18 protein-coding genes and 2 pseudogenes are annotated in these 24,654 nt (G+C 38.6%); 19 read left to right on the top strand and 1 reads right to left on the bottom strand.

What is annotated here, in order from left to right; genetic code table 11:
• Nucleotides 1-39: 39 nt before the first annotated feature.
• The 19 genes and pseudogenes from CLHUN_RS07265 to tnpA form a co-directional block, all read left to right on the top strand.
• A complete protein-coding gene (locus CLHUN_RS07265; protein ID WP_080063923.1) occupies nt 40-2,436 on the top strand; it encodes a DUF5050 domain-containing protein in 2,397 nt (798 codons plus the stop codon).
• A 220-nt stretch (nt 2,437-2,656) separates the two neighbouring features.
• Complete coding sequence (locus CLHUN_RS07260) at nt 2,657-3,448, top strand: alpha/beta hydrolase (protein ID WP_080063922.1); 792 nt, start codon at nt 2,657-2,659, stop codon at nt 3,446-3,448.
• 397 nt (nt 3,449-3,845) lie between these two features.
• On the top strand, nt 3,846-4,895 hold the full coding sequence (locus CLHUN_RS07255; protein WP_080063921.1) for a CobW family GTP-binding protein: 1,050 nt from the start codon (nt 3,846-3,848) through the stop codon (nt 4,893-4,895).
• A 64-nt stretch (nt 4,896-4,959) separates the two neighbouring features.
• Nucleotides 4,960-6,579 (top strand): permease, encoded by a 1,620-nt coding sequence (locus tag CLHUN_RS07250; protein ID WP_242656464.1) that lies wholly within the window; start codon nt 4,960-4,962, stop codon nt 6,577-6,579.
• 58 nt (nt 6,580-6,637) lie between these two features.
• The gene (locus CLHUN_RS07245) at nt 6,638-7,480 is read left to right on the top strand and encodes a TIGR03943 family putative permease subunit (RefSeq protein WP_080063920.1); all 843 of its coding nucleotides are present in this window, start codon (nt 6,638-6,640) and stop codon (nt 7,478-7,480) included.
• A 396-nt stretch (nt 7,481-7,876) separates the two neighbouring features.
• Complete coding sequence (locus tag CLHUN_RS07240; RefSeq protein WP_080064066.1) at nt 7,877-10,459, top strand: glycoside hydrolase family 44 protein; 2,583 nt, start codon at nt 7,877-7,879, stop codon at nt 10,457-10,459.
• Between the two features lie 502 nt (nt 10,460-10,961).
• On the top strand, nt 10,962-13,577 hold the full coding sequence (locus tag CLHUN_RS07235) for a dockerin type I domain-containing protein (RefSeq protein WP_080063919.1): 2,616 nt from the start codon (nt 10,962-10,964) through the stop codon (nt 13,575-13,577).
• Nucleotides 13,578-14,722: 1,145 nt separating this feature from the next.
• Complete coding sequence (locus CLHUN_RS07225) at nt 14,723-15,058, top strand: hypothetical protein (protein WP_080063917.1); 336 nt, start codon at nt 14,723-14,725, stop codon at nt 15,056-15,058.
• Nucleotides 15,055-15,405 carry a hypothetical protein gene (locus tag CLHUN_RS07220; protein WP_080063916.1) on the top strand — a complete coding sequence of 117 codons (351 nt, stop codon included), beginning with the start codon at nt 15,055-15,057 and terminating at the stop codon, nt 15,403-15,405. Before CLHUN_RS07225 ends, CLHUN_RS07220 begins: the two co-directional genes overlap by 4 nt.
• 271 nt (nt 15,406-15,676) lie before the next feature.
• A complete protein-coding gene (locus tag CLHUN_RS07215) occupies nt 15,677-16,210 on the top strand; it encodes a phosphotransferase-like protein (RefSeq protein WP_080063915.1) in 534 nt (177 codons plus the stop codon).
• Between the two features lie 336 nt (nt 16,211-16,546).
• On the top strand, nt 16,547-17,605 hold the full coding sequence (locus tag CLHUN_RS07210; protein ID WP_080063914.1) for an Ig-like domain-containing protein: 1,059 nt from the start codon (nt 16,547-16,549) through the stop codon (nt 17,603-17,605).
• An 873-nt stretch (nt 17,606-18,478) separates the two neighbouring features.
• Complete coding sequence (locus CLHUN_RS22100) at nt 18,479-18,631, top strand: hypothetical protein (RefSeq protein WP_165755695.1); 153 nt, start codon at nt 18,479-18,481, stop codon at nt 18,629-18,631.
• 540 nt (nt 18,632-19,171) lie between these two features.
• Nucleotides 19,172-19,309 (top strand): hypothetical protein, encoded by a 138-nt coding sequence (locus CLHUN_RS22095; protein ID WP_165755694.1) that lies wholly within the window; start codon nt 19,172-19,174, stop codon nt 19,307-19,309.
• A 190-nt stretch (nt 19,310-19,499) separates the two neighbouring features.
• The gene (locus CLHUN_RS07205) at nt 19,500-20,279 is read left to right on the top strand and encodes a Fic family protein (RefSeq protein WP_080063913.1); all 780 of its coding nucleotides are present in this window, start codon (nt 19,500-19,502) and stop codon (nt 20,277-20,279) included.
• A gap of 113 nt (nt 20,280-20,392) precedes the next feature.
• Nucleotides 20,393-20,854 (top strand): hypothetical protein, encoded by a 462-nt coding sequence (locus CLHUN_RS07200; protein ID WP_080063912.1) that lies wholly within the window; start codon nt 20,393-20,395, stop codon nt 20,852-20,854.
• A 93-nt stretch (nt 20,855-20,947) separates the two neighbouring features.
• On the top strand, nt 20,948-22,204 hold the full coding sequence (locus CLHUN_RS07195) for a pentapeptide repeat-containing protein (RefSeq protein ID WP_080063911.1): 1,257 nt from the start codon (nt 20,948-20,950) through the stop codon (nt 22,202-22,204).
• Nucleotides 22,205-22,542: 338 nt separating this feature from the next.
• Complete coding sequence (locus tag CLHUN_RS22090) at nt 22,543-22,773, top strand: hypothetical protein (RefSeq protein WP_165755693.1); 231 nt, start codon at nt 22,543-22,545, stop codon at nt 22,771-22,773.
• A gap of 242 nt (nt 22,774-23,015) precedes the next feature.
• Nucleotides 23,016-23,474 carry a hypothetical protein gene (locus tag CLHUN_RS07185; RefSeq protein WP_133051097.1) on the top strand — a complete coding sequence of 153 codons (459 nt, stop codon included), beginning with the start codon at nt 23,016-23,018 and terminating at the stop codon, nt 23,472-23,474.
• A 195-nt stretch (nt 23,475-23,669) separates the two neighbouring features.
• A pseudogene (tnpA, locus tag CLHUN_RS07180) lies at nt 23,670-24,051 on the top strand (IS200/IS605 family transposase); the annotation flags it as partial.
• Nucleotides 24,052-24,498: 447 nt separating this feature from the next.
• On the opposite strand, the pseudogene CLHUN_RS22500 reads toward tnpA, so the two are convergent.
• A pseudogene (locus CLHUN_RS22500) lies at nt 24,499-24,654 on the bottom strand (IS256 family transposase); the annotation flags it as partial.

The raw sequence follows: 24,654 nt of genomic DNA, 5'->3' as shown, positions 1-24,654 counted from the left end.
GCTTCATGGCAATCATAATTCCAATACTGGAGGATCATTATGCATTCAAAAAAAAGTAAGTATGTCATACTGCTCATGCTTTTTGTTTTCACCATCATTTCTTCAACCTGTGCAAATGCTGCAGTACCTTCCATAAAGATTAATTTCAGAGGGGAACCTCTGACTCTCGGCACTTCCCCGGTTTCAGATGCCGGAGTCCTGATGGCTCCTATGAATTCAATACTGGACAGCCTTGATACGGTTTACGACTTTAATACCAAAACGAAAACCATTGCAGTGTCAAAGGAGGGCAAGAACCTTCAGATGACGCAGGGCAGCACAAAAGGGCTTTTGAATGGAAAGTCCGTCAAGCTGCCAAAGGCTCCCGGGGTAATAGGCAAACAAATGTTTATCCCCCTTGAATTTGTGTGCAATACCTTTGGATTTGATTTCAACTGGAACAAAAGTACAAACACTGCAAGTATCTCCTTAAAAAATTCCGAAAAGGGGGGAAATACCTCCGGCAATATATCAAATTACGGCTATGTAGCTCCGGGTGGGGAATGGTCCTATGTTTCCCTTGATAACAGCGGACTTTATAAGATAAAAAATGATGACAGTCAGAGAGTAAAGCTTTTGACCCCCACTGTAAGCTGCTTGAACATTTACAAAGACTGGATATATTATGTAAATGATTATTATGCATCTGCGGAGGAAAAGCTGCGCCTGTATAAGGTAAAAACTGACGGGAGCTCAAAAACCAAGCTGTTGACAGACAAGATATCATACCTCAATTTATCAGGAGAATGGCTTTATTACATAAATGAAAGCGACAACAACAAGCTTTACAAAATGAGAGTGGACGGAAAGGGTAAAAAAAGGCTGGGCAATGACTCCCTGACCGGTATGATTGTGGAGGATGGCTGGATATATTATCAGAAGTCCAACGATAAAAACCTGTTTAAGATGAGAACCGGCGGGACTGATGTCAAAAAGCTGGCAGAGGATGCTGTCATCGGCACTATTATGGTCAAGTCAGACAATTGGATATATTATGAAGCATATGACGGCGTAAAATATACCATTAACAAGGTTGACCAGAGCGGCAGGAATAAAAGCTCCATAATTCAGGCAAGGGTAAATGCTATGAATAGCATAGGAAAAACCATATACTACTCGGATTTTTCGGGAAACCTGTACAGGCTGGATGAAAATCAACGTGTCAGGACCAAAATAGGTTACTCCATGGGAGAATACCTCAACCAGTCCAATGATTGGCTGTATTACACCATTTTTTCGGAGGATTATGAGGGGCTGAATACTGAGTACAGGATAAAAGCGGACGGACAGCTTAAACAAAAGTTTGACTTGACAGGCAATACTGTTGATATACTCAGGCTCGCAGACTCCCATATATTGCCTGAATATACTCCAGGGAACCTGACGGCACCAAATCCTGAAACAGGACTTTTAGCTGCAAAGGAAATTGCCAGGCAGAAAAATGCGGTAGTACATATCAAAATATTTGATGATAACGAAAATTTAATTGCCTCTGGCAGCGGCTTTAATATTCAGGAGAACGGGGTAATCGCCACAAACTTCCATGTTATAAGCGGAGCAGCCGCCATAAAATGTATATTTGACAATAATTCCAGTTATGAGGTTGACTATGTGCTCAATTACAGTGAATTGAAGGATATAGCACTATTGCACCTGAAGGACGCAAAGGGCTTGCCTGTTCTCAGACTTTCAGACTCAGACAGAATAGAACTGGCTGAAGATGTACTGGCAATCGGTAATCCCATGGAGCTTCAGAATACGGTATCCAACGGTATTGTCAGCGGCAGGAGAAAATTCTTTGGCATTGATTTCATACAGACTACGGCTTCAATATCCGCAGGAAGCAGCGGCGGACCGCTCTTTAATATGAGCGGAAATGTTATAGGCATTACATCCATGACTCTTTCGGGAGCACAGAATATTAATTTTGCTATTCCCATAAACTATATCAAGGAGCTGTATAAATCTTCCCGCGCCATACCCTTAGGCATCGTCAACAACTATGACAATACCTTGCAGGAATTTGAGAATAACAACAGTATTCCTGCGGCCAACTACTTCTTGCCCGACCAGTCCATAAGCGGCAATATTGGTGATGGGAAGGATGTAGACTATTTTAAATTTACATTGGAAAAGGATACCTCCGTTTCCTTCTTCGGACTTTTTGTTTCAGGGGACAGTACTTCAGCCGCTAAAGCCATGAACCTGACCCTGTTGGACAAGGACGGCAGAGAGTTGTCTAAAAGTACCCTTGCTGTGGAGGAAGGGGAGTACAGTGTTCAGAAAATAACTGCAACCTTGTCCGGGGGAACTTATTATATTTCAGTTAAGAAAAATACAGTTGATAAAGCTGCATTAATTTTGGACAATTATTCAATTCTCACTGTAGCGGACTAAAGAGAGGCTCATATGATCGGTAATCAGACTAAAATAAAGCTCCCCGCCTGATAAGCGACGGCATGGTATTACAAAGAAATGCAGAAATAAGGATATGGGGCTGGGCTCCTCCTGCTGAAAAATTACTTGTAAGGTTTATGGACAAGGTCTATAAGACCTCTGCCGATGCAAAAGGAGAATGGTTAAAATTATCATAAATTTTAAATAAGGAGAATGAAAAATGGCTTTTTTGCAGGTTAATTATTTTTCCAAGGCCTTAAACAGGCATGTGAGCTTTAATGCTCTCATTCCTGTGGACGACTATAACACCCCGGAGCAGGAAAAGGAAATAAGGCCTTTCAGGTCCCTCTATCTTTTGCATGGGTATACAGGCAGTTACATGGATTGGATTTGCGGATCGAGAATCCAGGAGTTTGCGATGAAAAACAACCTGGCGGTTTTCATGCCTTCGGGAGATAATAATTTTTATCTGGACGACACAGACATAGGGGCTCTGTATGGTGAGTTTGTGGGTAAGGAGCTTGTTGAGACCACCCGTCAGATGTTCAGGCTGTCCGAAAAAAGGGACGATACCTATATAGGAGGCTACTCCATGGGCGGCTATGGAGCTGTCAGAAACGGGCTTAAGTATTCTGAAAACTTCAGCAGGATTATTGCACTTTCATCTGCGCTTATTACAAGGGGCATTGCCGGAATTCCGGTTGATTTTAAAGGTCCCGTAGCTGATTATCCTTATTACAGAAGAGTTTTCGGGGACCTGGACCAGCTTATTGGCAGTGACAAGGACCCGGAGGCTCTCATAGATGAGCTTAAGGGCAGGAAGGCAGAGATTCCCCAAATATACATGGCTTGCGGCACCGAGGACTTTTTGCTGGAAGAGAACAGGCAGTTTCATGATTTCCTGGTTTCCCGCAATATCATGCATACCTATGTGGAGGATTCAGGAGTACATGACTGGAATTTCTGGAACACCTATATCGAAAAGGGAATTTCGTGGATTGTTGAAGGGTAGCCTGCAAGCGGTTGCAGGTATATTTATCAGGTCATAAAGCGATAATCGGAGGAAGTCTTTTGATTTCTGCCGCTACCAGCTTTTATCATAAGGATTTTGAAGCCCAATGTCTGAAACAATATCTGCTGGGAATAATAACTGCATTTCCCGGAGGAAAAGCCCCACAATAGGGCAAATACGGTAACTGTCATTCCGGTAGGAAAGCAATTTTTATATAAAAGCCTTGCATATTTCACGTTGGTAAATTATATTATATATAAATGCAAATGATTGGCATTTGCATTTATATATAATTTTTTTATGCGGAGAAATAATTGAAGAAATAAAATCCATAATGGACAAATAGAATATAAGAGGGCTGCTAACACCCTTTTAGCCATAAGGAGGCTTATATCCCATGAAAACGAAAGTTGATATCATATCCGGGTTTCTGGGCGCAGGAAAGACCACATTGATAAAAAAACTGCTGGAAGAAGCATTATACAAGGAAAAGGTCGTTATTATTGAAAATGAGTTCGGAGAAGTGGGGATTGACGGCGGCATCCTTAAAAACTCAGGCATCCAGGTTAAAGAAATCAATTCCGGCTGTATTTGCTGTACTCTTGCAGGGGATTTTGGAAAGGCTGTTGAAGAGGTTATCCGGCAGTATGCTCCTGACCGGCTTATAATTGAGCCCTCGGGGGTAGGAAAGCTCTCAGATGTGGTGAAGGCCTGCAAAGCACCTGGATTACAGGATTTGGTTGAGCTTAATATGGTTATTTCCGTAATAGATGTACTCAAATATCAAATATATATATCCAATTTCGGTGAATTTTACGAGAATCAGGTCAAGAACGCGAAAACAGTTGTTTTGAGCAGGACACAGAAAGCAGACAGCAATAGGCTTGAAAAAACGGCGGATAGTATCAAAAGCTTGAATCCCAATGCAAATATTATAACAACTCCCTGGGAAAGCATCCCTGCAGAACTGGTAATAGGTGTGGCAGAACAGGATGCGGCACTGTCTCTTGAAAGGCAGTTGATGGAAACCCGGAAAGTGGCCATCAAGAGGCATAACCATACGGCAGGCTGCAAATGCGGCTGCGGAGGCAGTCATATCCACCACCATGGACATGACCATACCCAAGACCACAACCATACCAGCAGCACTCATAATCACAGTGCCGATGACTTTTTTGAGGTTTGGGGCGTTGAAACGCCAAAGGAATATAGTGAGGCAGCCCTAAAGACTGTTTTAAATGCTCTGGCAAATGAGAAAGACTATGGGATAATATTGAGGGCTAAAGGTATCCTCAAGACAAGTGAAAACAAATGGATACAGTTTGATTATGTGCCAGGTGAGATTGAAATAAAAAATGCGTCCGCAGACTACACTGGCAGGTTGTGTGTAATAGGCAGGGATTTAAAACGTGTGGAACTGAGCAGCTTGTTCAGAGTTTGTGCCTGAGGGCGTATGGGCCGGAAGGCCTTTAAATGGGATAATGGAGTACAGGGAGTAAGCAGAGGTAAGTATGAAAATGAAAACACAAGTGGATATAATTACAGGCTTTTTGGGGTCGGGAAAAACTACTGTTATAAATAAATTGCTGGAAAATGAAGAAATACAATCCCGCAGAACTTTTATAATTCAATGTGAAATGGGTGAAACCGCAATAGATGGGAGCCTGTTGCAGGGGAAGGCCATTGACACCGGGTGTGTAACAAGGGGAAACAATATGGATGTGAAGTATATCCTGGGAATTATAAAAACCTGCCAACCAGAAAGGATTATAATCGAGCACAATGGAACAGGGAGCCTGGAGCAGCTTTTGGAGGTATTCCAGCACCGCAGCATACATAAGTATTGCATTGTAAATAAAATAATCCATATGATAGATGCAGACACCTTTGAGCTTTTTATGAGCAACATGGGAGGCATCCTGACCGAGCAGATCTTCAACAGCGATTTTATTGTTATAAATAATTCCTGTGACATGGAAAAAGATAGGCTGAAGCATATGGAAAGAGCCCTTAAGGCCATTAACAAATCGGCTGTAATTATAAATAACTCTGAGGGTGTTGAACTTGCCGCCCAGAAAGAAATTTTTTCAGAGGGTGCAGGAAAACCAAATAAGCCTTTAGAGACCATCACAATGATATTTCTGGCCTTTGCTGCAGTCTATCTGGCGTCTATTGCCTTAAGAACCGCAGGAACCGGGCCTGTTAATATTGACTTATCACGTTTTCAGACATTGAATACGGTATTTTTAAGCATTTTGATCCAGGCTTTCCCATTTATATTGATTGGAGTACTGGTTTCCTCCGTTATACAGGTTATTATTCCAGGAGAAAAACTGGTGAGCCTGTTTCCCAGAAGGACAGGACTGGGTTTTATTGCTGCGATTCTTGCAGGTTTTCTGTTTCCGGTTTGTGACTGCTCTATTGTGCCTGTAGCTGCAAGACTTGTGAAAAAGGGAGTTCCCCTTCACACCGCAGTAACCTTCATGCTGGCTGCGCCGCTGGTTAATCCTCTGTCAATAGCGTCCACCCTGTATGCTTTCCCGGGACAACCCTCCATTGCTGTTTACCGGGTTTTTTTAGGTGTAGCTGTGGCTTTGGCAGTGGGTGTGACCTTTTGGTTCTTTCCCGAGGAAAGAAAAATTACAATAGACGGGTATGCAAATTATTCCTGCAGATGCGGTTACTGCATGGACAATACGGCTATAACCGGGCCTAAAGGCAAGGTTGAGGCGGTTTTCAGGCATGCAGGTGCGGAGTTCTTCCAGGTGGGAAGGTTTCTTATAATTGGAGCGCTGCTTTCCAGTATAGTTCAGGTAATGGTGCCCAAAAATATTTTTTCGGATTTAGGCGGAGGCTATGTAGTTTCGCTGCTAATTATGATGCTGGCAGCGTTTGTACTTTCAGTATGCTCCACCTCTGACGCCTTCATAGGCAGGACCTTTATAAACCAGTTTCCCATAGGAGCTGTTATGGGCTTTATGGTACTCGGGCCAATGCTTGACATAAAGAATTTTCTTGTACTGCTGGGAAATTTCAGTAAAAGGTTTGTATTTAAGCTGGTATTTGTGTTATTTGTATTGGCGTTTATTATACTTTTATTTTTAACCACAATAATTACAGTGATTTTATAAAGTCAATTACTATCGGCTGAAAGCCGGTAGTAATTGACTTTGGTGAGGAGATGGGTTTATGGTTAATTCACCCTGGGTCAGGATAAATCTGGATGCATTGCTGAGAATAGCTGTTCTGTCAGGATTTGCGCTGTTTTTCTTTATACTGGTTCAAAATGGCAGGATACTTTTGTATGTGAATCCCAGAATAGTGCCCTATGTGAAATTTGGAAGCCTGGTAATGGCAGTTACGGCTTTATTTTTTATTAAAGATGTTTTCAAGCCCAAAAGGAAGATAAATATTACTCCATATTTGTTCTTCCTTATTCCGCTGCTGTTTGCATTTTTATTGCCGGCAAAATCACTGGACTCTACTGCAATGGCCTTCGGAGACGTAGAGATAACAAGCCGGAACGCAAATGCCGGCAATTCCGGTGCGGTTGTTCTCCAAAACTCTGAAACAACAGATACACCTGATTATTCTGCTTCTGATTTTACTGATTCTACTGATTCTGATTCTACTGCAATTGAAGAAGACGGCACTGCGGGATTGGACCCGGCCGCTCCGGTAATCGTAAATGATGCTGATTTTGTTTACTGGCTTCAGGAAATAAACTATAATATGGAAAAATATGAAGGGAGAGAGGTGGAGGTTACCGGTTTTGTATTTAAAAGCAAGGAGTTTTCCCATAACGAGTTCGTTCCAGCCAGGCTGATGATGGCCTGCTGCACTGCCGACCTCCAGCCGGTAGGCCTGCTGTGCCGGTATGACAAGGCTGCGGAGCTCCCGCAGGATACCTGGCTGAAAGTGACAGGCATAATCAAGGCTGTTGACTATAAGGGGGAAAAGATTCCGGCCATTATTGCCGCTAAGGTTGAGGAAGCAAAAAAGCCGGATAATGAGTATGTTTATCCATATTGACAATATTGACAATCAAGCTGTCTTTTCAAATAGTTGGCTCATCACTGCGGATAAAACTGTGATGAGCCATTAACATTTCAAAGATTTTTTACCAGGTTCTTTTCTTGTCTTTTGAGTACAGAATTCATTCCTGCCAGCTAAAAAAAATCAAAAATACAGAATAATTTACAATTTCTAACTTTATAATATGCTATAATTTATTACAACATAATGTAAATATGTAAATCATTTACATTATGTAAATACAGTTCATTGTTGAAGCCTTGAGAAGAAATTTTTACAAGAAAAGGAGTGGTTTAAGTTTAAGGACAGGTACAAGTACCCAGTCTGAGAGTTTTTCTTTCAAGGAGCCGTACAGTGAATGAATACAATATAAAAAAGGAGACATTTGAAAAGATGGTAAAAGCACAAAGAATGAGAAAGACAGGAGCATTTATTGTGGGAGCTGCAATGCTGCTCACCGCTGTGCTCCCGGCGGGTATTGCCGCGGCTGCGGATACAGGTACAATCAGCATCAGCATTGATACAACCGCAGAAAGAGCTGCAATCAGCCCTTACATCTACGGAGGAAACTGGGAATTCAACAATGCGAAGCTGACTGCAAAAAGATTGGGCGGAAACAGGATAACCGGTTACAACTGGGAAAACAATTTCTCAAGTGCCGGAAGCGATTGGCAGCATTCCAGCGATACATACCTGTTATCAAATGGGAATATACCTGCTGACAGATGGGCAGAACCGGGTGTTGTTGTCACAGATTTTCATGACAAGAACCTACAGGCTGGTGAACCTTACTCACTGGTGACTTTACAGGCGGCAGGCTATGTTTCGGCTGATGCCAACGGTACTGTTACCCAAGCTGACACAGCACCATCAGCCAGATGGAAGGAAGTTAAATTCAAAAAAGACGCGCCTTTGTCACTGACACCTGATACAACTGACGGATACGTTTATATGGATGAACTTGTAAACCTCCTGGTAAACAAGTATGGGAGCGCGTCTACCGCCACTGGTATAAAGGGCTACGCCATAGATAATGAACCCGCTCTCTGGTCAAATACTCATCCCAGAATTCATCCTCAAAAACCAACCTGTGCCGAGCTGGTTGAAAAGAACATCAATCTTTCAAAGGCTGTTAAGAGTGTAGACCCTGCGGCAGAAACCTTTGGACTTGTGGCATATGGATTTGGAGAATATAATGATTTCCAGACTGCAACCGACTGGGCTGCCCTAAAGGGGAATTATACCTGGTTCCTGGACTACTATCTTGATAGTATGAAAAAGGCTTCAGATGCCGAAGGAGAGAGATTGATCGATGCTCTGGACCTGCACTGGTATCCTGAAGCAAGAGGCGGCGGAGAAAGAATATGCTTTGGCGAGAACTCCGCAAACATAGAGTGCAACAAAGCCCGTCTTCAGGCACCAAGAACCTTGTGGGATCCCACATATACCGAAGATAGCTGGATTGCTCAGTACTGCAGCTTCGGGCTTCCTTTACTGCCGAAAGTACAGGCGTCTATAGACCAATACAATCCCGGCACCAAGCTGGCATTTACTGAATATTCATATGGTGCGGATGACCATATTACCGGAGGTATCGCTGAGGCTGATGTATTGGGCGTATTCGGAAAATACGGTATATACCTTGCTACGGTTTGGGGTGGCGGAAGCTATACTGCAGCCGGTGTAAATATGTACACAAATTATGACGGAAACGGCTCGAAATACGGGGATACAAAGGTAAAAGCAGAGACTTCGGATATTGAAAACAGTTCTGTTTATGCATCAATTGATGGAAATGATGATTCAAAATTACATGTTATCCTTATTAACAAAAACTATGACAGCCCGGAGACAGTAAGTTTTGACATAAATAGTACAAAGAATTATACTTCCGGACGGGTATGGTCCTTTGACAGAAGCAGTTCAAATATCACTGAAAAGTCGCCGATTAACCATATAAGCGGCAATAAGCTGACTTATACCATTCCTGCTTTGAGCGTGTGCCACATTGTACTGGATTCTTCTGCCGCTCCAATCCTTTATGGGGATGCCAACGGTGACGGAACCCTGGACAGTCTGGACCTGCCAAACTATAAGAAGTTTTTGATGGACCCTGAACACGGGTACAAAAAGGAACTGGATTTAAATCTGGACAATTCGGTTGATGCTGTGGATTTTGCATTATTCAAGCAGTACCTGCTGGGAATAATAAATAATCTGCCATATGTAATTGTAGTGGGCAACAACCCTCCTGTACCAATTTTCAATGTTTCACCTAAGGAAGCGTTTACGGGAGATGCAATACAATTTGACGCCTCTGCATCAACAGATGCCGATGGCAGCGTTACTGTCTATGCATGGGACTTCGGTGACGGTACCGAGGGCACAGGGGCAAAGGTTACACATAAGTACAAGTCCCCGGGAATATATACTGTCAAAATGACTGCAATTGATGATAAGGGTCTTCCTAGTTCAATTACAGATACAGTAACAATTTCCACTGCAACCGGAGACAGTACAAAGGTCAACTTTGAAGACGGAACACTGCAGGGCTTTACTTCAAATACCACTGCAACTACTTTGTCTGTTACCAATGAGAAGGCCTTCCAGGGAACAAAGTCTCTGAAATGGGATATTGTGGCCAGCACCGACGGTAAAGTGGATGCTGAAATAAACAGCAGCGTGCCTGTATTGGAACCCGGACAAACTATGACCTTCAGAGTTTGGATACCTGAAAATGCACCCATTAAGACCCTTCAACCGTTTGTGATGCCTCATGATGCTGCCTGGTCCAAAACAGAATGGTATTCTGCATGGAAGAGCTATGATATGGTAAACAAAGGCGCATGGAATGAATTCACAGTTACACTTCCGCTGACCGCCGATACTACATTGACCCAGGTACAGTACGGTATACAGGTTGAAACATCAGCAGAAGGCAATTTCACCATGTATGTTGATTCAATAGACTGGTAAGTAATAAAGATTAATAATCTAAAGTTAACCATAAACAATTGCAAGGTAACTAACAAAATTTTGAGCTGATACCATTTGAAATTGGTATCAGCTTTTTTTTGTGCTAGGAATGTATAAATTTTTTAGGGTGTAAAAAATGTCTCAAAGCAGAGCAGTCTGGCAGTACAAGAATATTGTAAACTATTTCTAAGACAATAAAAAAATTTATGCACGTGTGAGGATTTCGTCGAAACATAAATACTAAAAAAGTTTAGAAGAAGGAAAGAACACAGTGTGACCGACAATGGTCACATCGCGCTAACAAAGTGGCTATGCCACCTTTCTTGGACTGGGTCACGATTTAATCATATAAAACAATACTCGCACAACTAATTTATATTAGTGTACGTTTACGTTTACGACTGTAAAGTGAAACAGAATATTTAATTGACAAATAAATACAATAATGTTATAAATACTATGTTATTACAAATTATTCCATATAGTGCATAGGAGGTCATAAATGATAAAGGTACTAAAGAAGACATGTATATTACTAGCTCTTGTAGCCTTAATACAGGCAATGTTTTTTAACTCCGGGTTTGCAATTTCTAAAGTTAATGCAAGTGCAATAATTAATAAGAACTATTGGAACTACAAGAATATAGGTCAAACCAACGAATACTCATCCGCTGATATTTTGTCGACAAACACTGTTATTGTTTCTGGCAGCGGAACAGGAGAATTCAGCACTGAAGATTCGTTTACCTATGCCTACATACCTGTACAGGGAGATTGTGTAATTAAGGCAAAGCTTGCCTCGCAAAGCGGTTTAGATTCTCTATCAAAGGCGGGTTTGATGATAAGAGAAAGCCTGAATACCGACAGCAGGAACACATTTCTTGCTGTAAAGCGAAATAATGAAATTTTATACCAGAACAGAGCTTTAACAGGCGGACAAACTACTGCTTCTTCCATTACCACTGGCAGCATCCCCGTTTTTTTAGAATTAAGAAGGACTGGAAATGACTTTGAAGCTTTTAAATCAAATGACGGTACTACTTGGACAAAAATCGGTGATACTCAAACCATAAATATGGATTCTAAAGTGTATATCGGTTTTGCTTCTACAACCTCTACCCCGGCGACGTTGTGTACGGCCAGGTTTGAAAATATTGATGTTCAATATACAGATGAAACTCCACCTTCAGCTCCAACAAACCTGATATCATCTGATTTTTTTGAACCTTATTGTTTATTGAAATGGGATGAGGCCGATGATAATGCAGGAACTGCATTGTACGAGGTATACTCAAATGGAAAGCTATACGGCAGTACAAGCAATTGTTACTATAAATGCGGGAACGTTTATTTTGGCAATACTATTAAATACTCTGTAGTAGCAGTAGATGCTGCAGGGAATAAATCAATACCCAGCGATGAAATAAACATAATTACACAGAATGCAACAGTTGCATCTACGGATGTAAAAAATATTCGCTTGAACTCTATTGGTCTGGGCCGGTTAAATTCCAGCCGTCAGCTGCAAAACAAACCTTTAGTGGAAGTTGACCCGGTTCAGGTGGGCGAAGAGGTATTGACAGACGGTACACCAAATAATGTGAATGTTCAGGGGAATTCTATAGATTTGAATACAATATACGCAGAGTCACTGCCTGCTTTTATTGACAACAGCACCTTACCGTGTTTCCCTCAGATAGGACATCAAATATATGGAGATTGTACCATTTGGTCCAGTACATATTATACAATGACGCATATGGTAGGACTGGCAAAAATCAACGCAGGTGAAGAGTGGGATGCGAAGAACGACACATCCGGGAGTAAGACTTTTTCTCCAAAATTCGCTTATAGTATTGGGACATCACCATACGGTAATCCAATAAACGGAATATTTAAAACGCTTATGGAGTCGGGTAGTGCAACACTAGCCGATGTACCATATGTAGATGACGGAGAAGAAGGTGAAAAAGTATGTACCGACCTGAATGCATGGGAGAATGCAATTAACTACAGGATGGACAAATGCGGATATATAGACGCCGATGAAGACAACCTGAGTCATATAAAACAATTACTGAATAATGGATATGTCCTCTCCTTCGGTACTTTCATACATAGTTTCGAGCAATATCCGGACACTATACTGGATAATCCAGACCCCACAGTAAATGACGATTACATGGTCGGGAAGAATTTCTTTTATAGACTTAATGGGGGTGATGGGGGTCACCAGATGACCCTTGTGGGCTATGATGATAATATATGGTGGGGTGACGTAAACGGTGACGGAATGCCACAGCCAGAAGAAAAGGGCATTTTCAAAATAGCTAATAGCTGGGGAGAGGATTACGGCGAAAATGGTTATTATTATGTCACTTATGACAGTATGTACCGGAGTTCCCAATTCAGTCAATTCAATACCCCCACATGGAGACCGGTTTTTAGCAATAATTTGGTATGGATCACTCCTAAAAGGAATTATCAGCCACAGTTGATTGCAGAGTTTAAAGTGAGCCATGCATTAGCGAAACAGCTAAGAATTGCTGTAGGTTATTCCGAAACAGACAAAACATTACCGGAAGCATATTTTTACCCCAGCAGTTTGAATAATCTGCGGTATGAAGCACCTTTTGACTTCAACCCTGAAGGAACAGCCAGTGACGGTAGTTTTGCTGTAGACCTGACAGATTTTATTACAAAGTTTAATTTGGAAGACAATAAGGAATACAGATGGTATCTACTGGCGGGCGATAAAAATGCTGATGGTTCACCAGTGACTATGAAAAGCTTTAAGGTTCATGACAAAAGACATGATACATACGCTGTATATAGCGGGCCAGTGCTTCAGAATGATGGGGGTAACAGCTTTGCTTACATGGATTATGGCTGGCTGACTCAAAAAGTAGGGGACTTAGATGGGAATGGCAGTGTTGATCACGCTGACTATTTACTTATAATAAGTTATATTCAGAGAACAATAGATGACTTCCCTGTAGAACACGATATGTGGGCTGCGGATGTTAATGGGGATGGTATTATAGATGTATTTGATGCTGTTCTGATATGGAACTATGAGCTTGGGAATATAACAGCTTTCCCAAAGGAGCAGCGCTGATAAGAAAACAAAATTTCTACCAAGTCAGTTGAAGCCATAAAATAAAAATCGTATAGTATATAAGGAAGAATGTAGTTTTTATTATCTCAAGATAATACTTAACATAAAGTAGTCTCTTTAAATAGGGGACTACTTTTTTATGTGTGCCCAGTATGGGTGCAATCTACCGGGTGAAAGTCCCGAGTGCAGTCTGGCAGCGCCAAGCGCATAGCCGAGAGCAAGGGTGTCCTCGGCGAGGTGGAATCTGAAGAAAGCTTAGGGGGAAGTTCCTAGGTCTACTTACTGTATGATATTCTGCAAAAGCAGGAAAAGCGCAGAAAGAACCCCCAATAACATTATACCGTTTGTAGAAGGAAAAATTTCTTCGGTGCCTACGAAATTGGTTTAAGCTTGATTCCATAGACAGGCTAGAATAATAGTGTTACTTCTGGACTAAAAACAATTATTGTACTAGAAAATTGAAAGTAATAATAGGTGATGAACAAACAACATAGGATTGAGTTATTGTTGCAGACCTGTATCCGAAGATGGGTAAAATCCAGAGGGAATGGTTTATTCAGTGCTGGCTCTCATAGCATATTCTATATGTTTGAAAACTTTAATAAAAGATAGTATAATTTCCATATAATTGAAAAGGGGTGTTTTCTACATGAGAAATAGGTTCATTCGTGGGAGAAACATGATAATAAGTATTTTTAGCCTGCTGATGCTTTCTGATATTATTTTATTAATAATCTCATTATATCTATTTAAAAGTATAAACATTAAAATATTTATGTACTTATTAATAAAAGGTGCGTTTTTAATTAACATGTTGAGAGGTATAAAGTGGACGAGAGAACTTAGCGCAGGAATATTTCTTATGACTGCAATTTACAATTTTGATATTAATTTATTCAAGGCAAACCTGACTACTGTTATGTTTTTTCAAAATAGCATGCTATTATTAAATTTCATTGCTGGGTTGATGTTGTTTTTTTCTCCAAGTATCATGGAATATTTTAAAGTTAAGAAATTTGATTTCAGTAAAAAATAAAAATAGCCTGTAAAAAATACTTTTACCGCACATTCAGTCAACATGATGTGCGTTTTTTGTTGTGCAAAAAAGAATTAGGTTGCAGCTGATAGCTGCGGAAGGAGTAAACATGGAAAACACATTAAAAATCAGGTATGAAAAATTATTAAACCAATTTGCCCACATTTTGTCGAAACACGTAATCTCTGAAAATTTCGATGTTAAGCAAGATGAACTTTTTGAAGAAATCGACGGTAAATTAGTGTTTGTATATGATGAGGATTCGGGTGGTGAAATATCATTAAGCTTTGGTGAAGATGAGACAAGCTCATACATTGAAGTCTCAGCAGAGCACACATTTGATGCTACCCTGATGTATGAATTAATTGAATTGGTAATAAATAGGGTTGAAGTACAGCTCACTGTCCAAAACTTACTGCCATATCGGAGAGGAGGGAATAAATGATGATAAAGGTCAAGTTGGAGGGGGATTCTGAAAAAATAAAAGAGTTTCTAAGCAATTTAACTAAAGAAAATTTCTATTACATGAATGCTGATGATAGCGGGAGTTCAGAGACAAATACTTATCTATTCAGTGAGTCTCTAAGGGAAATGCCTGATGAAGAAGAATTCAGCTTCAGGGGGTTCATAGCTCAGTGGGTCAGACAAGGGTTAATTTCGTGCCTCAAAGATTTCTTATATATTTCTGATAGGGGTTCAGTCGTATCTTCCAGAAATATGAATGAATTTAACAGAATCTATAGTTTCATGAAAGCAAACTTTGCGGATGATAATGAATGTTATTTATTGTAGAACTGTTCAAAATGATATTAAATTAGTAGAGAATCAACGCCTTTCTGGAAAATTGCGAATGCGGAGTAAAGCCATATATTTATAAAAGCCATGACGTGTTTATTAAAGAAAACAAGACTGCTTACATATATGTATGCCTTGTATGTGGAAGCGGTAAGGATTGAAACTTGACGTAGAAACGTGCCAGATGTAGTATTATAAATGCGTTCTGTTAATCGGTATCGTTGGCAATTACGAGCTAGATATTATTTATATAAGGTGAGGTATAACAGTGAGCGATTATGGTAACATTGTATTTCTAAATGGATTAACAAGTTCAGGAAAGACTTCAATAATAAATGAAATCGTTGCACGCAAGACTAATATGTTTTTTGTGTTAGGCTTTGATTTGTTTGAAGAAACAATTCCTGAATGGGCTGCGGACATTCCTGTATACTATGCAAATGCCATCATAGCAATGTATTATGCGGCACGTAGTTTTTCGGAACAGAGCCAAGATGTGATTATCGATGGATTAGTTATGAATATTTCTGGCTTGGAAGAACATTACAAAGTATTGAAAGAAATATTTAAAGGGTATCCATTAAAAATGGTTGATATCCACTGCCCATTAGATATATGTAGGCAACGGAATATTTCACGTGGAGATAGAAGAGAAAATCAATCTTCTGAACAAGATAAGATTGCAGAGAAAGATATTCAATATGACCTAAACATTGATACAAGCTTGTATACTGTTAAAGAATCCGCAGATTTGTTATTGTCGAAGATTCCGTTCCGAATATATAAGCATAATATGAAGTAATGTTGGAGCGATATCTTTATATATTTCTATACCGCATATTCAGTAAATGAAAATGCGGTTTTTTACTGCCCATTTTAGGACGCAATTTGAATAGAAAGAGTCGGAAATAAAGGAAAGACTGGACATTGAAAACTGAATATTGCGGTGGGATGGGATATGTTGACAAGTAACTTTATTTCATTATAATTAGCTATGTAAGACTAGGTTGTGTTTTAAGGAATGTCTAGACTTACAAATTATACAATATGGCGTGCAGAACCTGCACATAAATTAAGCTCTCTTCATTATACGTAGACTTACGCAACTCTAACAACCAAAGAAAGGAATTGGGGGATTATGAAAAGAGTAAAGAAGTTTTTAACTGTAATGTTGGTATTTGCAATGGTGATTGGAGTATTTCCTACTATGTCGGCAAGTGCTGCTACAAAGACCATCAAGGATTATGTGGAGACTTCAAATGATGGTGTGGTTCATTTGGGTATGAACAACAAGAAGCTTGAAGACTATGCACTTGAAGATGGTAAGCCATTTATGTCAGGAGATGTAGAAGAACATGGAGAGAGTGACTTAGTTAAAGTTACTTTTAAGGAAGATGGGTTTTTCTTCTTGGGGGGTAGTGTAACATCAAACTCAGTAAACTTATCTACTGGGTATGCTTACATCTATGCGAATGCTTCTAAGTCAAATGTTCTGTGGAAGAGTGAAATAATGCGTAAAAAAGGTGGTTGGGAGTTGGGTGGGATACCGGTAAATAAAGGTGAATCTATCTATATTAGCTGCTACGGGCAAACTGGGTTTGGTAATCCTACTAAATACAATTTCTATGCGTCTTTTACACCTGCCAGTTACATTGCTAAGCCAACTAAAGCGACTGTAAATAAAGACGGTACAGTCGATCTTCACATATCTAATGTACTTAAAGATTCAATTGGAATGAGAGTTCGGTATGCAGTGGGGGCAGTCGATACTTTGAGAGTTGCAAGAAATGAGGTCAAGTTTTTTCAGACTGATAGAGAAGAAGAACCTGGTAGTATTATCACCCTTCCAAAAGCGGGTACATATACACTTTATGTTAGTTGTAATTTTCTCAATAACGCATATACCGATTGTGTTCTGATTGTAAACACAAACGATTACATTCCTAAAACAACTCCAAAACCAGCAGCACCTGTTGCGATGTATGCCGGTACAAAGGTTGTTATTGGTGTAGCAGAGCCGGGTGCTACTGTTGCAGTTAAGTACAATAATAAGACTGTTAATGTTACAGCTGACAAGAAGACTGGCTTGTACATTGCTAAAATTGCCACTGCTTTAAAGAAGGGTGCATCTGTAGATGTAGTACAGACAGTTAATGGAATTAAATCGATAAGTTGTACCGTTAAAGTTACAGAATAAACTATTGAAAGCAGGCGATTGATAATCAATTGTCTGCTTTCATGAAACTACGAAGCACAACTTCACATGACGGACGCCACACAGGCTGACAAACGCAGGCTGACAAACCACATGGGAGATGTTTGTTGTAAAGGGCGTTAAAGTAAATATGGCACGAAAGTAAATCCAGGATTTTTTTTGTTCTTCAATTCCCTACAGTAAATTGACTCAATCGCGGTAAGGAATGAAACTTGACATAGTAATCTTCTAGATGTAGCATTATTTGTAATGAATTCACCTTTAAACCGATATTGTTTGAACTGTGAATCTGTTTGGATTTTACTATATATGGGGGCGTAACTTTGAACATATATCAAAGAATTTTAAATATAGCTTCATAGCAAGCGTGGATAAATCATTGTATGACTATTAAATTAAAATACAAAGATAAGTGGTTAATGAATGGGACTCCGATGAATCATCCTATTCATATCGCTTTTGTAGCAGAGTTTTCCAAACCAGGGTATAACAAATCAGAAAAACAATTACAAAAATTTAGATGACCTTAATCTATTTATAAGAAGAATGATTAAGGATAATGAAATAAAATATTCTATACTTTTTAATGAGGACATTAAATAATTATTATATAAAACATAATTTTCATTCGTACTTTCATATGTCAAGAATCAATCTTCACCGCACATTTCAGTTAACTGAACTTGCGGTATTTTTATGTCCAAATTTCAGACGCAAAATAAGAATTTTGAGAAGCAATAATTTTGAACATTGGAAGCTGGTTAGTTCGATAAAATTAAACTTGAATTGCTTCCCAGTATAATATATATTAAAACGTACAATAGTTTGGAAATAAATACATATGAGGTAGTCAATATGAAAAAGACCGGTGTTTTATTCTCAATTGGTTCTGTAGTGCTTATAATGCTTGTTATATTTGGATGTTTTCTTGTTGACTACTTATATGATACAAATAAAATTGGCGGGATTGAAAAAAAGCAAGTTCGATTTTATCTACACAAGAAATAAAAGACGAAGAAAGATTTAAATTAAATCGGGAGTTATTTATAAATGTAGCAAAGGAAATTGAAAGTCTCCCCTCATCAATTACAGACATACAGATCTACGATAATAAAATTCAAAATATTACTCTAGATGGTACTAATTATGGTGGAGAGCAACCGATTAGCGATATTTCAGAACAATTGGAACTAGCTATTTTTAAATTTAATAGCAATGTAAGTGATTCTATCATAAGTAAAAATCATTACGATAATGATATATCATTTACTATGTTTTACGATTCAGATGAAGTATGTTGTTATGGGATTGACATTTGTTATTCAAAGAACGAAAAACATACCAATGAAGATATTATTAAATTGGAAGATAACTGGTATCTAATAAAAAGTATTAATTGGGGAACGTAAAATAAGAAAATACCTAGCTGGAGCTTATAAATCTGCATCGGGCTGAGCAGTACCAAAAAATGAGTAATGAAGTCCAAAACGGTCAGGCGCAACCGCAGGATGTTGATGAGCTTGAGGAGGCAATGCAGGAGTGAGGGATATGAAAATGAGGAAATTTTTCTTTTTCAGTATCATTTCTGCGGAGTTTTACCCTGAAAAAACAGGGGTATGGGAAGAAATCCCGCAAATTCCGTACAAAAAACGCGCTTTTGGGGGCGGATATGTACGGCAGGAATAGTCGGGTGACACACCTGACAGAAAACAGCCTGCCAGCGAAGCTGGCAGCGGGTGGTATGGGAAAATTCGGGTGACAAAAGCCGGGAAAGCAGATATAATATACGATATAAGAGTTTAACCTAAGTGCAAAAATCTTATATAATAAATTATATAAATAAAATGAATCTAAGTTTTGATTGGAGGAATTCTCAGTGGGAAAGTTGAAGGAATTGTTAACTGAAATTGATGCTTTGCTTAAAGAGCTGAATAGTTACCGACCTCTCACAAAAAGTGAAGTCACTAGACTCAGAGAAGAGTTCCTGATCAATTTCACATATAATTCAAATGCTATTGAAGGTAATACCCTCACATTGCAAGAGACGGCATTGATAATAAATGAAGGGTTAACAATCGGAGAAAAATCACTTAAGGAGCATTTTGAAGTAATTGGACATAAAGAGGCTTATTTATTTATAGAAGAATTGGTACAGAAGCAGGAAGCGTTAACTGAAAAAGTAATCAAGGACATTCACAGCCTGGTCTTGATGGAGCAGAGGGAGAACAGGGGAGTGTACAGGCGTTTGCCTGTAATGATCATGGGTGCTGTGCATTCACCACCACAGCCTTACTTGGTACCATTGCAAATGGAACAATTATTAAATGTGTATACAAAAAATACTGATGAACACATTGTAACAAAAGTAGCAAAGTTTCATCTGGATTTTGAAGCTGTTCACCCGTTCATAGATGGTAATGGAAGAACCGGCAGGCTTATTTTAAACCTTGAACTGATGAAGCAGGGCATCCCTCCAATTAATATTAAATTCAGCGATAGAAAAAGTTACTACAACTGCTTCACAAGTTACCATACAGACAAAGATTCGAAGGAAATGATTTTCCTTATAGCAGAGAATGTAAAAAGCGAAATACTAAGGTATATTGAAATAATAAAAATGGCAAGTGACATAACCGAAGGTAAGTACCCAAAATAATAATTACACAGGTCTGATAAAAGTCAGTAATACTAATTTGGACAAAGTGAGAGCTTCGAATACCGCAGCTCTTATTTTTTTGTCCCTGAGAAAACTTGAGGAGGAAAGAGCGAATGGAAGCTAAGAGGACAAGTGAGGATAAAAACAAAAGATCAATCCGTTTTGAAGCTGGTACCATGAAGGAACTTAAAAAGTTTGCTGGACGTACAAATGTAACGGTATCTGATATTGTCCGTGAATATGTCAAAAAGGGCTTGACAATAGACAGCTATAAGGAGGACACTCATCTTATACGAGAAATTGTCCGGGAGGAGCTGAAGGATGCTCTGGAACCCCAAGTTAACAGAATAGTAAAGATGCTTATGAAGATAGGGAAGGTTTCTGCCGGTACAATGTATTCAACACTTAACCTGATTCAAACTATCTCTAATCAGGAGCAGCAAGAAGATTTTGAAATGGTATCAAGATGTTTAAAGCTGGGGGTTGAGTGTATGAAGAAGAAGGATATTGAAATCGATAATTATCTTGGTGAAGTAACTAATTTAATCAAAGATAACTATAAGATGAAGTGGTAATATTATGTAAGTTATTAGAAAATAATACATAATATATATAAATTGTTTGTATGTTGGTGGTATAATTAAAATAAAAGTCATTGCGAGGGTTATATGTCAACAGAAGATATTGAAAAAGTAATTTATAAAGGTGCGAATGCATGGAATATGTATAGAGATTTAAATCCGGATACATTATTAGATTCACGTTCTGGAGAATGTGTAGCACGACTGTTGTCAAAAACACGTACAGAGAATAATTTAGGTATTGACTTTACAGGATATAATTTTAGTGGATTGAATTTTGCAAAAGCTGATCTATCATTATTAAAACTTAATGCTGTAGATTTCAGAAATACAATTTTAACAGATGCAAAGCTTTTGTACACAGAATTGAGAGATGCAGATTTAAGAGATGCAACACTCCAGAATGCCTCGCTTCAAGAGGTAATATTTATAGGAGCTGATTTAAGGAATACCAATTTTATTAATGCTGTCCTTTCAAATGCAAACTTGCTTTATGCAAAGTTAGATGGCGCAGATTTTACTATGGCTAGACTTGATCGTTGCATTTGTAATATAGATGAATTTAGAAAGACTAAAAATGACAATACAGATGAAAGTACGATGATATTTTATTCATCAGAGTATGAAAAAAATAATAGAATTATTAAGTCAATTGTATTTCTACCTGAACATAAACAAGCCGGAATAGCTATCTTAGAATATTTTAGTGAAGTACTCAGACAGAAATATCCGTATATGGAAGTCAAAATTACAATTGAGCAACTTGATAAAAAAGTCAGGATGATTATAGATCCTCCTGAAGGTGAACAAGAAATTATTGAAAGAACACTAGAAGAGTATGGTATGGTTATATCAGGGAAAATGAAACCTGAAGAGTTTTTAGAAAATCCAATGGAAGTTTTGCGATTAAAAAATAAACTTGAAATAGCAGAAATGGAATTAAGACAAGAGCGAAGGATATTTCAACTTACGGAAAATCACTATGGTAATAGAATACTATCATTAGAAAACGAGATAACAAATTTGTATGGTATTATTGGCCAAGCGTTTGGTAATTCAAAAGAGACAAATAATATTATGAAAACCCTTGTCGAAAAATATCATGATAGCGAAATAGCACTGTCTGCATTAAATCTTATAGAAGAAAAAATCGAGACTGGTATTAGTGATGAGGATGCAGAAAAAATATACAAATTGCTATATGATGCAAGGGAAAAAAAGCCGGGGATAATTACTGACTTGAAAACATTTATTATTGGGAGTATGAGCGGAGCAACAGGAAATATGGTGGCTGATATTATTCCAAAGCTATTATTATTGTTACCAATAATCAATAAATTTTAATATGTAATGAATTTGAAAATATACAAGCGGTGGTAATTTATATCTATGAAATAACAGATTCACAAGGGAGTTCTGATATCTCAAAAAAGTTAAGATGTTATTTAGTGACATTTTTTATTTTTTAATACACGATTATATAATTGTTAAAATATCTTCTACTTAGTTAATTATAACGTATAGGGTTATTTTTTTTATACCCAAATGTTACTCAAGGCAGGTGATCCTCATATCAGTACTGATATACAAACAGCGCTTCAATGGGGTAAATTACAAGAGTACCCCTAACAAAAATGCAGAGCACATCAGATACATCGGCACCAATCCCGGTGTTATGAAAAATGAAGGTCAGAAGCACGGGCTTTTCAGCAACATTTACAATAAATTCCAAAGGAAATATAATGTATTATGTCTATGATCAGAGGGGAAATATTAAACAGTTTTCAGAGCTTGTAAACGGGTCTAATTTCAAAACACAATTTACTTTTGATGAGGATAACAGGCCGAAGGATATAACCTTTAATGCAACCAATAAAGTAAATATAGTTACGCCGAACCAAGCTCAACAGTGAAGCTTGACAGGCTTACAAGTACAAAAGTAAATGGTTCTGTGGGAGAGCCTCCAAAGGAAGTAAAAAATGAACTAAAGGACATGGGATGGGATTGGAATGAAAATGCTGATCACAGGGTAGTTCGGTTTATACCTTCATTATTATCTCCTTTCTGGTGGACCATACCATTTAACGCTGCGTGTCCATAAGTTTTTTTGTAAAAATTATAAAGGAAATGATAAATGTTAAAGGAGGTATACTTGGTGGATATCAGTAACGCATTTACTGCATTATTAGATTCAATAAAAAATAATAATGGATTTGAAGATAATGTATTTGATGAGTTTATTTCTAGGTCTGAAGATGAATACAAAAAGTGCGAAGATAAACTTTCAAAGAAATTTGTATCACTTTTAGTGAATAATGAATTTTTACATGATTCAGAAATTATTGGATTATCAGTTAAAAGCTACTTTTCAAATCAGAAATACTTATGTGATGTAGACATACAAATAAAAACTTCTCAGAAGAAAAAATTGCATACAATCACATATAAACAAGTTAGTCCGTTTATTATTGAGAGATATGAAGAAAGTAATAGCAGATGGACTTGGGGATATGGTTATATAAAAAAAATGGAGGATAACCATATTGAGCAAAACATTATATGCTTTCCATGTACTCTTATTAAAATGAAGTGTAAAAAAATAATAATTAGCTGAGTATGTCAAAAACTTTGGCGGGGCTAACTCTTTCAAGGATTTTATTGTTAACGAATACCACACGTAAAACGTGTGGTATTGACTATGCTTGTTTCTTAGATGCTATTTCAGAATGTACCGCCAGGTCGGCCAGCAAGTCTATTAGCTAGTGCATGTTGGTGGAGCAAGGAACTGCCGGAAAGTTAAAGGAGGTTATCCAAATGGAACTGCAAATATCATATAGTCTTTGCGCCAAAGTACAGGAGAAAGGTTCTCTTTAATAGGAAAAGAGAAAAGGTAGGTGCAATTTTAGGTAGCTATGTAAAATGGAAAGGGGTAAATATAATAGAGGCAGAGGTAGGCCCAGACAAAGTGCATATGCTGGTAGAAATACCACCAAAAATCAGCATATCAAACTTTATGAGATTTCTCAGGTAAAAGTAGCTTTATGATATACAAGCAATGGGGTAATATGAAATTTAAATATAGGAACAGAGAATTTTGGTGTAGAGGATATCACGTAGACACTGCTGGGAAAGATGCAAAAAGAATTAAATATATACAAAGACAATTAAAAGAAGATGAATTAAACGGTTAGCTTACGTTAGAGGAAGGCCGCCCGTTTACGGTAGCAAGTAACAAGCCTGTCGCGTGTGGCAGACCGTGCCAACCCCTTTAGGCATGGCGAGTAAATAAGGGCTACGACCGTTAAAGAAAAACCTCCGGCTAGGCCGGAGGATACTATTGACTATTTCAGGCAGCCGGGTGTACTGTCAGCAATCCATAATTCCTTTACCGGACAAAAGATACCTGGGGCTCTGTGAGATTTTTTCTGTAAATCGCTCTCTGTGACGATAGCAAAATTGGTTTTTGGAGCCAGAGGTGCAGAAACCAGCCACCGCGAAGCGGCGTGGCCTTGATTACGCTCTTGGCAAATGCTACACTTTATAAACCGAGCAGGCGATTACAGAAAATTGGTTTTCATCGCCTTCGGTTATCTTAAAAATAGCATCTGATGGGAGTGTTGTCAAGGCTGGCGGCCAATCTAGCTCAGACGTCCGGGATACATGATCGCCAGTTCGTTATGCACTATACCCCATTCCCGAAGGGTACCCGTCCATTTCTTTGTCAATTCAAATGTTGCCAGATATAGTGCCTTTAAAAGAGCCGTACTGCTCGGAAAAACACTTCTCTGGCGGTT

The organism is Ruminiclostridium hungatei, from assembly GCF_002051585.1.
Classification (GTDB): Bacteria; Bacillota; Clostridia; order Acetivibrionales; family DSM-1351; genus Ruminiclostridium; species Ruminiclostridium hungatei.
This window is presented reverse-complemented; position numbering and strand designations above follow the sequence as displayed.

What these genes read in the sequence shown, in the direction of transcription:
- CLHUN_RS07225 (WP_080063917.1), top strand. Translation starts at nt 14,723, where the DNA reads ATGGAAAACACATTAAAAATCAGGTATGAAAAATTATTAAACCAATTT.
- CLHUN_RS07235 (WP_080063919.1), top strand. Translation starts at nt 10,962, where the DNA reads ATGATAAAGGTACTAAAGAAGACATGTATATTACTAGCTCTTGTAGCC.
- CLHUN_RS07250 (WP_242656464.1), top strand. Translation starts at nt 4,960, where the DNA reads ATGAAAATGAAAACACAAGTGGATATAATTACAGGCTTTTTGGGGTCG.
- CLHUN_RS22090 (WP_165755693.1), top strand. Translation starts at nt 22,543, where the DNA reads ATGAAGGTCAGAAGCACGGGCTTTTCAGCAACATTTACAATAAATTCC.
- CLHUN_RS07200 (WP_080063912.1), top strand. Translation starts at nt 20,393, where the DNA reads ATGGAAGCTAAGAGGACAAGTGAGGATAAAAACAAAAGATCAATCCGT.
- CLHUN_RS07210 (WP_080063914.1), top strand. Translation starts at nt 16,547, where the DNA reads ATGAAAAGAGTAAAGAAGTTTTTAACTGTAATGTTGGTATTTGCAATG.
- CLHUN_RS22100 (WP_165755695.1), top strand. Translation starts at nt 18,479, where the DNA reads ATGAAAAAGACCGGTGTTTTATTCTCAATTGGTTCTGTAGTGCTTATA.
- CLHUN_RS07220 (WP_080063916.1), top strand. Translation starts at nt 15,055, where the DNA reads ATGATGATAAAGGTCAAGTTGGAGGGGGATTCTGAAAAAATAAAAGAG.
- CLHUN_RS22095 (WP_165755694.1), top strand. Translation starts at nt 19,172, where the DNA reads ATGAAAATGAGGAAATTTTTCTTTTTCAGTATCATTTCTGCGGAGTTT.
- CLHUN_RS07265 (WP_080063923.1), top strand. Translation starts at nt 40, where the DNA reads ATGCATTCAAAAAAAAGTAAGTATGTCATACTGCTCATGCTTTTTGTT.
- CLHUN_RS07195 (WP_080063911.1), top strand. Translation starts at nt 20,948, where the DNA reads ATGTCAACAGAAGATATTGAAAAAGTAATTTATAAAGGTGCGAATGCA.
- CLHUN_RS07240 (WP_080064066.1), top strand. Translation starts at nt 7,877, where the DNA reads ATGGTAAAAGCACAAAGAATGAGAAAGACAGGAGCATTTATTGTGGGA.
- CLHUN_RS07255 (WP_080063921.1), top strand. Translation starts at nt 3,846, where the DNA reads ATGAAAACGAAAGTTGATATCATATCCGGGTTTCTGGGCGCAGGAAAG.
- CLHUN_RS07260 (WP_080063922.1), top strand. Translation starts at nt 2,657, where the DNA reads ATGGCTTTTTTGCAGGTTAATTATTTTTCCAAGGCCTTAAACAGGCAT.
- CLHUN_RS07245 (WP_080063920.1), top strand. Translation starts at nt 6,638, where the DNA reads ATGGTTAATTCACCCTGGGTCAGGATAAATCTGGATGCATTGCTGAGA.